Source organism: Enterococcus sp. C57, assembly GCF_040887305.1.
Taxonomy (GTDB): Bacteria; Bacillota; Bacilli; order Lactobacillales; family Enterococcaceae; genus Enterococcus_B; species Enterococcus_B hirae.
Map to the genome: position 1 here is coordinate 116,913 of NZ_JBFOFP010000002.1, position 15,182 is coordinate 132,094.

Sequence of the window (15,182 nt, forward strand, 5' to 3'; positions counted from 1 at the left end):
AGAAGAACGAGAGTTTCTTATTAAAAATGCATTAAATAAAGTATATTTTTAGATAGGAAGGTGTAATCACTATGGATAATATAAATATTCGAAGTGAAGACCCCACGTCAACAGGTGAGAATCAACTGTATAACCGGCTAAATTTTTCTGAGGAGCAAATCAAAGAAGACCAACAACAAGCAACGCATGAATGGATTAAGGGAAACGATCATATATTTTTGGATGATCTTATTTCAAAACATAAAAATGTTTTCTCCGAATTACCCAATAATATAAAAATACCAAGCGAAAAAATCTATGGGATTCATCATCGTGAGCCAGGGGATAAACTATTATACTTACACCAAGGCAAACTCTATTACATAGAAAATTTGAACCAATTTAAAGAAAAAGGAAAAGCTTATGTAATTGCTGAGGATGTAAGTTATCGAAAAAACCGCTTGTTCCAAGCAAACAAAAAGTTTAATATCTACCAAAATTTAGTTACTAATGCAAAGATGACAAAAAATAAGACAAATGGTGCTCACACGATGTTTGTTCATCCGGATTTAGTGTGTAGTATCATCAGAAATAATGAAATTTTCCAAGAAGCAAAAAATAGCAAAGGGGTAGATCGTAGAATAGCGCAACCAGATCAAACTTACATTGGTAAAGGACTTAAGATCGGGATCCCGAAGTATACATCAAGTAATCCCAAAATGACTGTTCAATTAATGTTGTATAAAGGCAGTCTTTATCAAATTGACCCTAAAAATAAACAGTCAAAATTTCTCGCAGATAAAGTAGAACGTCGAGGTGTTCATTTTTTCAAGAGAAATGAGCAAGGTCTGAGAGTGGAGCTATTTCAAGGTTATGTTGAAAAGGCTCAAAAAAATAATATTTTAAAAAAATATTTTAAGAATAAAAAAAGAAATAAAACTGAAACAATCCATATGGAATCGCATACTCTAGGGAAGATTAATCAGAATTTGCAAGATTTTGAAACTATGGGAAAGAAAGACCAGATAGCAGGTCAACCATGGTTGGAGGTGAATCCTGAAGACTTTTCATCGTTAAAAATACCAGAGAGTCCGACTCCTCAGAATGATAAAGACCTAATCTATTACGATCGAAATAAAAGAGCTCTTTATAAATTAGAAACCAACGTTCATGGGAAAGTTAAAAAAGCTCACTTGCTTATTAATAAACACATCTATGATCTGCAAGATGCAAAGCGTCTTGCATTGAAGGATTCTGGAAAAGATTTAAAATTAGATTTATTCGCTAAAGCAGAGTTGTCACACGGAATGATGTGGGCGCCAAAAGGGGTAATAGAAGAGAAAGTGGCGTATTTTGTTGAAGCCCAGAAAACTTTTACTCATGAAAACAGACATACGGATAAACATACACTTTTGATGAAAGATGCCACTTTGTATTTAGTTAATCATAGACTAAAGGAGGCTATAATCGTTGCTGATAATGTGTATTATGAAAATGAAAAGCTCAAATCAGGAAGTCAAGTACTCGTATACAGCTTACCATTTAATGAAAACATGAAATGGAGAATCCCGCCCTATGTCGCCTCTGAGATCAGAGAAATAGCGGAGATAATCCAAGCGAAGAACATTACTCGGTCTAATACTATAGTTGCTTTGCAAGAGCACGCAAAAAAAGAAATCAAAAACCACGCTCATGGTGTACAAGAGCAGGACATGACAACTCGTTCATGCGTTTCAATCGGAGCAAGACCTGGAACATCTAGGTAATTATTGAAATTTATTGAAGGATTATTTCTTGCAGATATTAAACAAATGATCTTTTTAGAAAAACAATAAATAGAAAGGTGTGCTCTCTATGATAGAAAATAACATGAGCAAAGAGGAACTATATAATCATCTGAATTTTTCTAAGGACCAAATCGCAGAAGACCAAAACAAAGAGCCTTATAAAAATATTGTGGTGAACGAGCATGTATTTTTGGTTGATATAATTTCAACCTATAGAAATAAGTTTTCCCAATTGCCCAATAAGGTAAAATTACCAAGCAAAACAATAGATAATATTCACCAAGGTGATCCAATAGATAAACTATTATGTTTATACCAAGGGAAACTTTATTTCATAGAAAATTTGGACCCACAAAAAGGAGAAAAAAAAGCTTATGTAATTGCTGAAGATGTAGAGTATATAAATGGTGAATTGACGCAAGGAAGTAAAGAAAAGAATAGCTACCAAAATTTAATTGGACCTGTAGAAATGGAGAATAATCCCTCAAAGGACGCTCAATCGTTATTTGTTCATTCACGCGTAGTATACGATATTATCAAAAAGGATAACGAATACAAAAAAGCAAAAAAAGCCGAGAGAACAGCACGTACAATAACAGAACCAGATGCAACTTACATTGGTGAAAATCTCAAGATAGGAATCCCGCAGCGTACGTCATCCGATCTTAGTGTAAATGTTCAATTAATGGTACATAAAGGCAAACTTTATCAATTGGACACTGAGAGCAGCAAGTCGAAACTCCTCGCAGATAACATAGAAGAGAAAGAAGGGATATATTATAAAAGAAATAGTCAAGGGTTGAGAGTTGATCTGTTCTCGCCTTCCAATGTGACAACGGTTGATACAAATAATTTCATTCAAAGACGTTGGACTCGGGAGGGTAAAAATAGAGATAGAACGGCAACGATGTACGTCGATTCGCTTACTTTAGAAGAGATTAATCAGCGGCTAAATGGGTTTAAAATGATGGAAGATAGACAACAGATAAAGAGTAAACCATGGATTAAGGTGGATGTTAGAGCATTTTCATCATTATCAATACCAAAAAATCAAAGTCACAATAAACAAAAAGATCTATTTTATTATAAAGAAGGGACCATGAGGGATAAACTATATAAATTAGAGATTGAATCTCAAGATGGTAAGAATGTGAAAATCAAAAATGCTTATTTGCTTGCTGATAAGGATCTCTATAATTCACCAAATGCAAAACATATTGCAGTCCAAGACTGGGATACAAATGTAAAAATAAATTTATTCCTTAAATCAAAGATGTCAAACGGATTTATATGGATAGATAAAGGAGAAGTTGAAAAGAACATCAATTATTTGAATGAGGCCAAGAAACATTTTCCTAGAAATCGTTCTCCTAGAGATTTACATAAACCCCGAGAGCATGAAAACAGAAATGTAAATTCGTGTACACTTTTGTTGAATAAGAACAATTTATATTTAGTTAGTCATAAAGGAAAAAAGGCTATCCTGATTACTGATAATGCACATTTTCAAGACGGCAAGCTCAAATTAGGGGATAAAGTAATTGCAGACAAATTACCAAAGACGTCTAATAAAGATGCCATGATATGGAGTCTCTCTGCTGAGAATGCCACGAAATTCTTAGACATAGCGAATATAAACAACTTCGTTCAAGGTAGAAATTTGATTGATTTGACAACACCCGCAAAAGCATCACACGAACTTGGCACTAGTCACATCGTTCGAGATAGTAAGTCGTTAGAAGATTTGACAAAGTACAAACAACCATTACCCGAACGACTTACTAGTAACATTGCTCAAGGTAGAAATTCGTTAAGAAATTTGATTGATTTGACAACACACGCAAAAGCATCACACGAACCTGGCGCTAGTCACAGCATTCAAGATAGTAAGTCGTTAGAAGATTTGACAGGGTACACACAACTATTACCCGAACGAAGTACTAGTAACATTGCTCAAGGTAGAAATTCATTAAGCAATTTGATTGATTTGACAACACACGCAATAGCATCACACGAACTTAGTAGCAATACTCAAAGCAACACTGTTGGACACACTCAAAAGCGTCCTGCACCGCAACCTCCTCAAAAAGGTAGTAATGAAGCCCCATCTAGATAAAATGATTGTAGCATTCGGATTTATTGAATAAGAAGAACGAGTGATTTTTATTTGCTTTACTAGTTATGTGGTAGCCTTAAAGTGGGGAACATTAGTACAAAAAATTTTATTTCCATTATTATTTAATTTTTGCTATTTTTATGCTGAGCTATTTACTAGAAAATAGAATATTCTAACCGTGTTTAAGGACATCAAAGACAGTAGTAGCTACTATCTTTGATGTTTTTTTATTAGTTTTTGAATAGAATGATTCAACGAATGATCGTTCAAAAATATGTGATTACGTCTTGTATGTAGGTGAATAGACTATCTTCAGATAACAAAATTAGAATCACTGACCTTTTTGTTTTGTCATTTTGAAATAAAAGTTTTATTTTAGCTGAAGTGTAGATATAGAATGGAAAGCGGATAAAAGCTGTTTGTTTCAGTAATTACTTGAAAAACGCAAAGAAAACTAGTACGACTGTAAATAAACGAACTTTTATACAAGGCCATAAAAGGAGAGGGAATATGACGATGAGGAAAAGCGACAAATTATCACCAGAGGAACGATATTTATCTCTGGCATTTTCTGATGATCAAATCCAAGAACATAAACATTTAACACAGGAGAATGGGTTAAGGTTTCATCAGCAATTTGAGCAGAGAGACGAGAACGACTTTCATGAACAACTACACATGAAACTGCCCAAAAAATCGAAAAATACCGAGAAAAATCAGTTATTATATTATGATCATAAAGAGGAGAAGCTTTATAAGATCATTTCAAGCCAGGAAATTGTTAATAAAAAAAAGTCCTACTTAAATTGTCATGGAAAATTGATTACGAGTAACGTTAAATTTAGTGACGGTTCAACAAAACTAGTCATAGACAATAAACAACAGAATCAAGAAACAACCTTAATTAAATTTGGTCTGGACGAACTGTTTAATAGAAAAAAATCACGGTTTATATGGGTGACAACAGAAAAAGAAAATGAACTAATAAATATAGTTGGTTCTTTAAACGATAAAGACCAGGAACATCACCAAAATGATGGAGAGGTACAACATACTGATCACTCAAAACGTAAACTTCAGGAATGGCTGAGTAAAAATGAACCGGTAGTATATTATCCATTAGATGCTAAAAACAAGAGCGGTTATGACAAAGACGAGCCATTACTATATTTTGGGAACAATAACCTATATAAGGTTGACCATGAAAAGGGGCGGGCGACCTTAATTGCTGAAGGTGTGCAGGAAATTAATCGAAGTTTTGTATGGAACGATGTGGCACTTCTAAAAAATTTACCGAAAGAATGTGGGGAAAATCAAGCCGTAAGAGTCGATGAAAAATGTTTAGAATCGATTCGAAAGGTAGTTGATATAGTTAAAAGAAAACAAGTTTTGGAAAACAAACCAGAAAACAATCTCACACAAGGCTCTTTAGCTGCTAAAGCTACTAAAGCAAGAAATGCACAAACATCTCCTAGTTTGACTTTGACATCACTAAATTATACTAATATAGACAGATAAAAAACTAATGTTCCTCAATTATAGTATCTCTTTAAAAAATTAAGTTGAATTGTTGCACAATAATGATGCAAATGGATTCTTAAAATAGCATGAATGATTGCTATAAATCATAGTCTTATTTAACAGTCTATAACCCCATATAATCGTTCTTACACTTTAAAGGTATATTAATCAACTGATAAAACACTACTTTCTAGGATACATCTATCAATCATTGCTCTAACAAAATATGGATAGATAAATTCACATCAAAATCTATTTTTGGTGTGAATGATTTCTAGATAGCTTTAATTCTAAATGGTTTATGCATGCGTAGATATATAACTGATTAGTTGAACAAGAAAAGAATCGTTTTTATACTATCTGGTAAAAAGAAATAGAATAAATAGCAAGAAGAGAGGGTTTGTGGCTTTTTAAAGGAAGGAAATAAAAATTTTATATTTTAGTTTACATAATATATATTATACAAAGTAGATTCAAAGTGAATTAAACCCCCATCAAACCGAAATCAAACTAAAAAGATAAAAAAATGACTCTTTCGAACCATTGCAAAATTTTAAAATTATTTTGTATTATAAAATATCAATTAAATCGTGTTTGACAAGATTTAAACACGATTTAATTTTTTATCTGTCTATAAAGTCCATATCCATAATTTACAAAATTAGAAACAAAAACTCCACAATATTCACATGTGACATTCTCTACAATAAAACAATCATAATCTGGACAACACTTTTTTGATCTTTCCACAAAGAGATACATTTTTCCATACTACAATCACAATCTTTACATTTCAATTTCATACAAGTCACTCCTTACTAAAGATCATATCAACAGCGTTCTTATAATTCTCGATCATTTGTTTGTGTTGTTTTGTCATACGTTTACGTCCGTTAGCAATCAAACCAGCGACATAACAACCTGAATCATTCCAACACTCGTCTAAGACCGCTAATGATACCGATACTTGTTTTTCTACCCACTTTTTAGTTCTATAAAGCGACATTAGGAATTTCAATGAGAGATTTCTTTGATTTTGAACTGTACAATGAAGAATTATTAAACAAAATCCATCTGACAACTTTAATTTAGAGAATAAATCTAATTTGACAGTTTTACCGAAGAAATAATAAAAAGAGTAAAATAAAAAATAAAGAAAGAGCAACTAGACATACAGATTAGTCGCTCTTTCTTTATTTTTTATTGTTTATGTATGAATTCTATCTTTCTACGAAAGAACCTTCTGATTTTTCTTTGGAAGGGTTTTTATTGATTGCTTTATTTTGTTCGTTTTCGGAAAGTTTCTTGACTTTCCTCATAGCTCTGATTTCGTCAAATTTTTTTGATTGATTTTGTAATTTTTTAATGTTGTCGTCATGATCAGGTTGTATTGGAGCAGGTCCATTTATCCAAACACGTTGCGTTTCATTGAATAGAGAAAAAAATTTTACCCATGCTTTATTTTCTTTAGACAATTCTTCTTTTGGGCTTGAGTTATCTTGGGCAGACAGTCCGGCTAGTGCTATTTTAAGAGCGTCATTATATCGAAATTTTTTTTGAGAGGATAATATTTCTGAAACATCTGATCCTGCTTCTTTAATAAAGTTTTCGTAAATTTCTTGTCGATCTCTAAGGTACAGGCCTTTAAAGTCATTTTTGTTTAAATTTTTGTTAACTTCGTTCATTTCTTCAAGCAACATTATTAAACGTTGACTGTGTGGGTCATCTCCAAGCGATTCTATCTTGTTTAAGAAATCTAAGTATGTTTTTTTACTTCTAGAAAAAATATTTCTTGATACTATTGGACGATTCCCACCATTTTGTTGCAAAACTTGATTTATACGATCTTCGATATCTTGTTCGTTAACAGGATTTGTAGTTTGTGATTCTTGTTCGCTAACAGGATTTGTAGGTTGTAATTCTTTCATTTTTTTCTTCCTTTATTTTTATTTGTAATTATAAATAAGAAAAACCAATAATGGTGTTTCTTGTTTTCCCCTGAATTAGAAAAATTAACATAAAATTAAATCCCTGCCGATCTAAATGAAACAAAAAATGTATCGTATTTCTGATATAGCATTTCTCTATTATACACTGTAGGGATCAGTGCACCACTATTATACAAGTAGCGAGTCACTAAAAATTGATTACATTGTATACATTATGCCAAGTAGATCCTTAACATAATAAAAATTCACTCTGTTGTTCGTCCACGTTCTGTCTTTTTTGAGAATCATTTTCATCTATAATTTTTTCATACTCGTGTTTTCCAGAAATATGCCTATCGCAGCTCTATGTAATATCCCCTCATATAAAATCAAATATACATGATCAACGTGATACAGATCCGGCCTACGCCCTTCAAGTGCGTTTAGTTGATTCATACGGCGCTGATGACGTTTAAATTTAAATCATCTCCTTAAATTTTTACATTATTTTTTCAATTGTTTATCTCATCAACCGACCATGCAGGTTACCTATTGATATTATAAGAAGTCTGTGAAACGGGAGAAGCTATATTGGTGTCAGATCCAGTAGTTTTATCAATATTGTGTCTTGTCTCGGGCGTGACATTTGTAATAATGCCTGCTCGTCCATTCAAATGATACAGAGATTTATTTATCATAACGGACTGAGAATTCCCACTGCTCAAGATATTGTCAGTCTCTACCCCATTTGCTGAATTTTGTACACTCTTTCTTTCCGCTGATTTGCGGATAAGTTCATTTAAAAAAGACTTGTAATGGCTGTTAGTTTGCGGATTAGGTTGTGTTTTTTCAGAGTATCTCTCTGTGGTGCCCCATCCCGTATTTTCATCCATGTCTAACTTATTCTTTTTAAGGGACTCCCCTATATTATTTATCGGTTTCTGTTTAACTCTTCCTTCAGGCAAGCCTACTAGCTCTGCATCTATCATCTTCGATTGATCTTTGTCTAAAGTATTTTTCTGCCCATCAGATACGCTTCTTAACTCCTGAGAATTCTGCTTTTCCATATACTATCTCCTTTCATTTATTTAGTAATTTTACCAGTCATCTTTTATTCTTTTTAAGCTGATCACGCTCTAAATCAATCACCTCCTTCATTTTTTTGTTGTTTCAAATGCATTTCCCGAAAACTTTACCTAATATGCTACCATTTTATTACAATTCACTTTCTACTAGAGAATTATTTTTTCTAAAACAAAAATAAAAAGGACAACGAGCAAAACACTCATTCTCCTTTTTTTCATTCAATTATCTCACGGTGTTTAATACGTTTCTTAAATCATTGACAGACTGTTTAAACATTTCTTCTTCTGGTGTAATTGATAATTCAATGACTTCTCTTCTATATATTATGCTAAGTAGTTTCTTTTTTTCTTATTTATGTATGAAGTCTATCTTTCAGCTCTAGGTGGCAAAACAGGTGGTCTATCCATATTAGGGGTAGAACGCGGCGATGGAACAGGTGGTTTTGAGCCTCCCATAGTGCTATCTTTTATTTGTTCAAATGCCCGAGATGGACTAGTGGGCTGTCTATCCATATTAGGGGTAGAACGCGGCGATGGAACAGGTGGTTTTGAGCCTCCCATAGTGCTATCTTTTATTTGTTCAAATGCCCGAGATGGACTAGTGGGCTGTCTATCCATATTAGGGGTAGAACGCGGCAATGGAGCAGGTGGTTTTGGGACTCCCATAGCGCTATCTTTTATTTGTTCAAACGCCCGAGGTGGTAAAGTTGGAGCTGGCTTCATATTTCGAAGTACACTACTTCGAAACGGCGAAGGTGGAACTGGTGAAGGTGGAGCTGGCTCCATATCCTGATGTAGTGAAGCAGGTACTCCTTGTTTAGACTGTGCATTTTTCTTTTTTATTGTTGGATCTTCTGTATAGATATTTTCTCTTGGCATTAAATTTCTTCCTTTCCTCTTTATGTCTTAAATTATAAACAAACTATATATTATCCAACTCACCTCTTTTCATCTTCAATCTAATTTTTAAGAAGCTCTCACCTATTACCTATAGTACTTATTACCTCATTTACTTGATTTTTCACCCTTTTCATAATCTGTGCGTTCTTTTCTCCCATAGTTCCTCCTAATTGCATTTCAGGCCTCTCTCTACCCTGTCTGGATGTTACTTCCCGGGAATGCTCAGCAGATTGTCCTTTAGCCATAGGTAATAGGTCACTCATGGAATTCTGACTGCGAAAATGCTCATTTTTTACTATCTCGGACGTGATATTTTTAAAAATTCCTGCTTGTCCATTCATTTTATTTGTGGCTACATTTTTACTTCTATCTATTTTTTTATTGAATTTCTGAGCTGGCTTCTTACTTCGAAGCGATAAAGGTGGAGCTGGATCCATATCCTGATGTAGCGAAGCAGGTGCTCCTTGTGTTGGAAGCAGATGTTCATAAGAATGTGACGATGTTGTTGATGGCTTTATAAGCTCACTCAAAAAAGCTTTAAACTGCTCTGGAGTTTTGTACACAGGCTGAACTCTTTTTCCTGGAGTTACTGAAATCTGGTTGACATCCGCTTTAGGCAAACCTACTAATTTTACATACATCATCTCTGATTGATCTTTTTGTTGCCTATCAGATACGGTTTGCTCTGTATGTATAGAGTGAATATCTTGTTGAACTGCAGATTCTTCTAATCCGCTTCTTGACTCCTGAGTATTCTGCTTTTCCATATACTATCTCCTTTCGTTTATTTAGTAATTTTACCAGTCATCTTTTATTCTTTTTAAGCTGATTATGCTCTAAATCAATTACCTCTTTCATTTTTTTATTGTTGTTTCAAATGCATTTCCCAAAAAAGTTACCTAATATGCTACCATTTTATTACAATTCACTTTCTACTAGAGAATTATTTTTTCTAAAACAAAAATAAAAAGGAAAACGAGCAAAACGCTCATTCTCCTTTTTATTTTCATTCAATTATCTCACGGTGTTTAATACGTTTCTTAATTCATTGACAGATTGTTTAAACATTTGTTCTTCTTCTGGTGTAATTGATAATTCAATAACTTCTCTTACACCCTTTTCATCAACGATGGATGGAACACCTGTAAAGATATCTTTCACTCCATATTGACCAGATAAATAAGCAGAAACTGGTAATACAGCTTGTTCATTGTTTAATACAGCCTTGACAATTCGTGCTGTACTCATACCAATTCCATAATAAGTCGCTTTTTTTCGATCGATGATTTCATAGGCAGCATTTTTAACTTTATCAGCAATGATATCTAAGTCCTTTTCGTCGATTCGATGATCTTTTTCGACAAATTCCATGATTGGTTTTCCGCCAACTGTTGTATGGGACCAAGCTGCTACTTCAGAATCGCCGTGTTCACCTAAAATATAGCCGTGAACGCTACGAGGATCGACAGAAAGTTTCAAGGCAATTTCTTTTCTAAAACGAGTTGTATCTAATGTTGTTCCTGTTCCGATTACTCGAGAAGAAGGTAACCCTGATTCTTTCCACGCAATGCAAGTCAAAATATCTACTGGATTAGAAGCAACAACTAATATTCCGTTGAATCCTGCTCCCATGATTTGTCGAACAATATCCTTCATAATTCCAGCATTTGTTTTCACTAAATCTAAACGAGTTTGTCCTGGTTTTTGGTTGATACCTGCTGTGATTACTACTAAATCGGCATCGCTGCATTCGCTATAATCACCTGACCAAACAGCAACATTCTCTTCACCCCATGCCATACCATCTAAAAGGTCTAAAGCTTCCCCTTCCGCTTTTTCTTGGTTGACATCGATCAAGACTAATTCATTCGCAATTCCTTGATTGATCATGGCATAAGCAATACTTGTTCCCACAAAGCCTGTTCCAACGATCACTACTTTTCTACTGGTTTTTCTCATGTTGATACACGCTCCTTTTCATCTCATATGTTATTTTCATGAAAATTATAGTTCGAATACAAACATTTTTCAATATAATGATATTTATAGTTACTATAATATTTATTTATAGTTATAACAAAAAAACAGATTATTAGTAAACTAACAATCTGTTCAAAGTAAAATAAGATCTATTTCATTCGTTTATATTGGCTTTGCTTAGAAGCACCTTTTGAAGATGCACTTTTATTTGCAGGCTTATCGGACATTTTTTTACTTAATAACAACATCAAAATAACAAATAGAACGGCTCCACCTAAGAACAAATACATATAATCTGATAAATAAGTCGTGAATAGACTTATGAAATCGGTTTGTCCAAGCACACTCGAATTGATTAACTGTAACCCAAAATTTTCCATATATTACCTCCTAATGTTTAGCTGAGAAAAAATTATTCTCATAAATAAAGCATAATACAAAGAAGGTAAGCGCAGACACCATTTTTTTCTAAAATCGGAAAAATAGTTTTTGGATAATAAAAGACAGCGTAAAAGCTGTCTTTTTCATAGGATCACTAGCAACTGACAAATCTATTTTTTAGTATCTTTTTTAGATGTCAATTCTTCAAATTTTTCTTTTACTTCTTCCGCTAATTTTTCCACTTCTTTTTCAAAAGCATTCGGTTTCTTTGGTTCTTCCTCTTCAACCGAATTAGAACCAGATAAAGCGACATCTTTGGCTTCGCCAGAGTTTGTGCCAGATAACGATTCTTGTTTGTTTTCTGTTTCACCAGAATTTGTCCCTGCTAATGCTACTTCATCATCGGTTTTAGGCGCCATCGAACCTCTTAAACGTTTGCCTTTTTCGCCGTTATAATTTGTCATGAGAATTCCTCCTTACAGTTATTTATTTTATAGTACATAAGAACAAAATAACTGTCAAAACATGAGGTGTCCTCCCCATCATATTTTAATGGTTTTGTTTTTTTGTTTCTCATCAATCTTTGCTTAATCCTTCAGAATAATCATAAACAGCGAATGGCTTATTTGTTTGCTTGCGCTTCTTTTTCCTGGATCTCTTTGATCCCTGTTTCTAAAATGTTCATTTGTAGAAGTGTTTCTTCGTCTTTCACTACTTTTTCGGCTCCGTTTATGAGCGTTTCATAGACGCCCTCATAGACCCGACTATAGTCCCCTACTTCAGAAATCACTTTTTCCTCATGATAGTATCCGTTTTGGTCCATATAGGTAAGTGTGCCGTAGTGTTCTGGTAAATCAATACCAAAATCTTGATGGTCTGGGAAATAAAATAGTTTAAGATGCTCTTCTTGTCGATCTTTTGTCTGTTTTACAAACATCCCTTTCTTCCCATAAACCACAAAGCTTGGGCGTTCCTTAATACGAAAATAGCTTGATTTGACAGAGATTTTCATTGTTCCATAATAAAAATCTAAATCGAAATAATCATTCATTCGTCCCGTTCCTAATAATTGGCGCACATCATAGTGGATGTCATCTGGTTCGCCAAAGTAAGAAATTACTTGATCTACTGTGTGACAAGCATGACCATAGAGATAACTATTGACTGTTGAAAATTCCGTTGCCGATTCAGGAACTTCAGGTCTGAAATAATCATAATGCATCTCAATTTCTAAAATATCGCCTAATTTTCCACTTTCTAACACTTTTTGTACGGTCAAGAAATCAGAATCAAAACGACGATTTTGATAACACTGGATAAATAAATCTTTTTGCTTCGCTAGCTCAAATAACTCTTTCGCTTCTGCAGAAGTTTCAGCAAACGGTTTTTCAACCAGGACATTTTTTCCATGCTCTAATGCTAATTTAGCATATTCATAATGAAATTGGCTCGGAGTCGTAATGACAACTAGTTGGATTTCTGGATCGTTCCATAGATCTTCCAATTGATTGGTGTAATGGATATCCTCAAATGTTTCCCAAGTGGGTTCTGAACGTGAAAAGATCGTTTTGATTTTGATCTTATCTTTTAGTTTTCGTGAAAAAGGTAAATGATAGCGGTTGGTACTTTTTCCATTTCCTAGATAGGCAATTGTTAACATACGTTTTCCTCCAATTTTTGTTTTTAACTACTATCAGTATAAATGACCGGTCCCTTTAAAAGTTAATTTGAGCGCAGTTAGAAAAAAATGTTCAAGAAAGTGATCTTTTTAAGTGAATAATCGACAGGTATGTTTAACCTACACAAAAAATAGTAGTCAAAAAGAGGGATATTCAGTAAGATGGATGAGGAAGGTGAGCATATGTTAATCGAAGACCAATTGATACGACAAGAAGCATTTACAACAACAGAAAAAAGAATTGCTGATTATCTCAAAGCAAACAGAGAAACAGCTGTTTATATGACGATCGAGGAATTGGCAAAAGCGACGTATACTTCGCATTCAGCCATTATTCGCTTATGTAAAAAATTGGGTTTTTCTGGTTTTAGAGAATTTCGTTTTGAATTTGGTCGTGAAGTACATCAGATGAAAGCCCAGTTCAATCAAATCATTGATCCAAACTTTCCTTTTACTGATAAAGATGATAGTCAATCGATCGCTAAAAAAATGGCCGATTTGTCGATCCAATCTATCAAAAAAGCACAGCTTCAATTGGAGAAACAGTCAATTGATGCGATTGCCACAGCATTGAATCAAGCGAATCGCATGTTTATTTTTGCCAAAGGGGATTCTCAAATCACAGCACGTAAATTTCAAAATAAACTAATCAAGATCAATAAATTTTTGATATTAGCTGAAGAGTATAGTGATTCTTCTTGGAATGCAGCTAATTTAACGGAAAAGGATTGTGCCATCTTTCTAACTTATAGTGGAAGGATTCACCATTATGAAAAAATTATGATGCATTTAAACCATGTGGGTGCTAAAACTGTATTGATCACTGGAAATGAACATTCAGAAATGGCAAAACAAGCAACGATGAAACTCATCGTTACGCAAGATGAATTAGATTTTGCTAAAGTGGCAACATTTTCCTCACAAATTGCCTTCGACTATGTTTTAAACACTCTTTATTCCGTGATGTATGCACAAAACTATCAAGAAAACATCCAGAATCTCAAACAAAAACAAGACTTGATCCAAAAAGGTTTGTTGAAGGAATATCGCCATTAGAAAACAGTTGTTTATTACCGTATGTCAAAGCCAATAGAGCGCGCTTCATTCTTTTTGTCATGATAAAACTTGAAACTAAAAATCTACAGACCGAGTACTGCAAAGATTGAGGTACTCGGTCTGTAGATTATTTTTGTTCTTTTTGCTGGATACATTGTGCAATCAAAGCACCTAGCAAGTGATAGCCTAACTTCGAAGGATGCAACCCATCGTCTTGCAAGTAAAGTGTTGGGTCCTCAAAAGATTTTTCATAATGATAAAAATCAATAAAACTTACTTTGTTCTTATCTGCTACTTCTTTTGCGATCTGAGTATACTCTACTAAGATCTCAGGAATTGTTTGGGTTTTGATCTTTTCATCAACGTAACTAGGCCCTATCAAAATCACTTGGCTATGTTTAAAAAAGTTGATCAATTGTTCCAAGTTTTTTCGATAGGTTTCTTGGTTATCTCTTTGATTGATTGCATCATTAACGCCAACATTAAGAACGACGTAGTCAGCTGTACGTTCATCTTGGGGAAGTTGAGACAATCGTTCAAGGCTGCTTGTCGTTGAATCGCCTCTTTTTCCTAAGTTAATGATCTTAAAATCAGCTTGTCCTAAAGCATTTAAGGTCGCTGATAACGCATGGTCCAATGCATGGACGACCTCCCCCTGGTACAATCCAGCAGCAATGCTATCACCAAATAGTATAATTTTCTTCATCTGTGTCATCCCTTTTCTTTTCTTACAATAAAAATTCTATCACGGAGAATCAAAAAGGAAAAATC

General features: G+C 33.9%; 13 protein-coding genes. 4 read left to right on the forward strand and 9 right to left on the reverse strand.

Annotation, left to right across the window (positions count from 1 at the left end; translation table 11 throughout):
* Positions 1-71: 71 nt before the first annotated feature.
* From AB5M32_RS02475 to AB5M32_RS02485, 3 genes are all read left to right on the forward strand, one after another.
* Positions 72-1,745 (forward strand): hypothetical protein, encoded by a 1,674-nt coding sequence (locus tag AB5M32_RS02475; protein WP_368024272.1) that lies wholly within the window; start codon positions 72-74, stop codon positions 1,743-1,745.
* Positions 1,746-1,833: 88 nt separating this feature from the next.
* Positions 1,834-3,882 carry a hypothetical protein gene (locus tag AB5M32_RS02480; protein WP_178286276.1) on the forward strand — a complete coding sequence of 683 codons (2,049 nt, stop codon included), beginning with the start codon at positions 1,834-1,836 and terminating at the stop codon, positions 3,880-3,882.
* A gap of 510 nt (positions 3,883-4,392) precedes the next feature.
* Entirely contained in the window at positions 4,393-5,400 is a 1,008-nt protein-coding gene (locus tag AB5M32_RS02485; RefSeq protein ID WP_178286274.1) for a hypothetical protein, read from the forward strand.
* 811 nt (positions 5,401-6,211) lie between these two features.
* On the opposite strand, the gene AB5M32_RS02490 is transcribed toward AB5M32_RS02485, so the two are convergent.
* From AB5M32_RS02490 to AB5M32_RS02525, 8 genes are all read right to left on the reverse strand, one after another.
* Positions 6,212-6,409 (reverse strand): hypothetical protein, encoded by a 198-nt coding sequence (locus AB5M32_RS02490; protein ID WP_155727568.1) that lies wholly within the window; start codon positions 6,407-6,409, stop codon positions 6,212-6,214.
* A 214-nt stretch (positions 6,410-6,623) separates the two neighbouring features.
* Positions 6,624-7,331, reverse strand: a complete 708-nt coding sequence (locus AB5M32_RS02495) for a hypothetical protein (protein WP_063627102.1) — start codon at positions 7,329-7,331, stop codon at positions 6,624-6,626.
* A 545-nt stretch (positions 7,332-7,876) separates the two neighbouring features.
* Positions 7,877-8,398 carry a hypothetical protein gene (locus AB5M32_RS02500; RefSeq protein WP_063627103.1) on the reverse strand — a complete coding sequence of 174 codons (522 nt, stop codon included), beginning with the start codon at positions 8,396-8,398 and terminating at the stop codon, positions 7,877-7,879.
* 995 nt (positions 8,399-9,393) lie between these two features.
* Entirely contained in the window at positions 9,394-10,083 is a 690-nt protein-coding gene (locus tag AB5M32_RS02505; RefSeq protein WP_368024273.1) for a hypothetical protein, read from the reverse strand.
* Between the two features lie 247 nt (positions 10,084-10,330).
* Positions 10,331-11,275 (reverse strand): L-lactate dehydrogenase, encoded by a 945-nt coding sequence (locus AB5M32_RS02510; protein WP_010719177.1) that lies wholly within the window; start codon positions 11,273-11,275, stop codon positions 10,331-10,333.
* Between the two features lie 170 nt (positions 11,276-11,445).
* On the reverse strand, positions 11,446-11,676 hold the full coding sequence (locus tag AB5M32_RS02515; protein ID WP_178286268.1) for a hypothetical protein: 231 nt from the start codon (positions 11,674-11,676) through the stop codon (positions 11,446-11,448).
* Between the two features lie 171 nt (positions 11,677-11,847).
* Positions 11,848-12,141 (reverse strand): hypothetical protein, encoded by a 294-nt coding sequence (locus AB5M32_RS02520; RefSeq protein WP_034697939.1) that lies wholly within the window; start codon positions 12,139-12,141, stop codon positions 11,848-11,850.
* A 158-nt stretch (positions 12,142-12,299) separates the two neighbouring features.
* On the reverse strand, positions 12,300-13,337 hold the full coding sequence (locus AB5M32_RS02525) for a Gfo/Idh/MocA family oxidoreductase (protein WP_178286267.1): 1,038 nt from the start codon (positions 13,335-13,337) through the stop codon (positions 12,300-12,302).
* 201 nt (positions 13,338-13,538) lie between these two features.
* On the opposite strand from AB5M32_RS02525, the gene AB5M32_RS02530 reads away from it, so the two are divergent.
* The gene (locus AB5M32_RS02530) at positions 13,539-14,411 is read left to right on the forward strand and encodes a MurR/RpiR family transcriptional regulator (RefSeq protein WP_096709126.1); all 873 of its coding nucleotides are present in this window, start codon (positions 13,539-13,541) and stop codon (positions 14,409-14,411) included.
* A 127-nt stretch (positions 14,412-14,538) separates the two neighbouring features.
* Here AB5M32_RS02530 and AB5M32_RS02535 read toward each other — a convergent pair whose 3' ends face one another.
* The gene (locus AB5M32_RS02535; RefSeq protein ID WP_368024274.1) at positions 14,539-15,117 is read right to left on the reverse strand and encodes an SGNH/GDSL hydrolase family protein; all 579 of its coding nucleotides are present in this window, start codon (positions 15,115-15,117) and stop codon (positions 14,539-14,541) included.
* Positions 15,118-15,182: the final 65 nt, after the last annotated feature.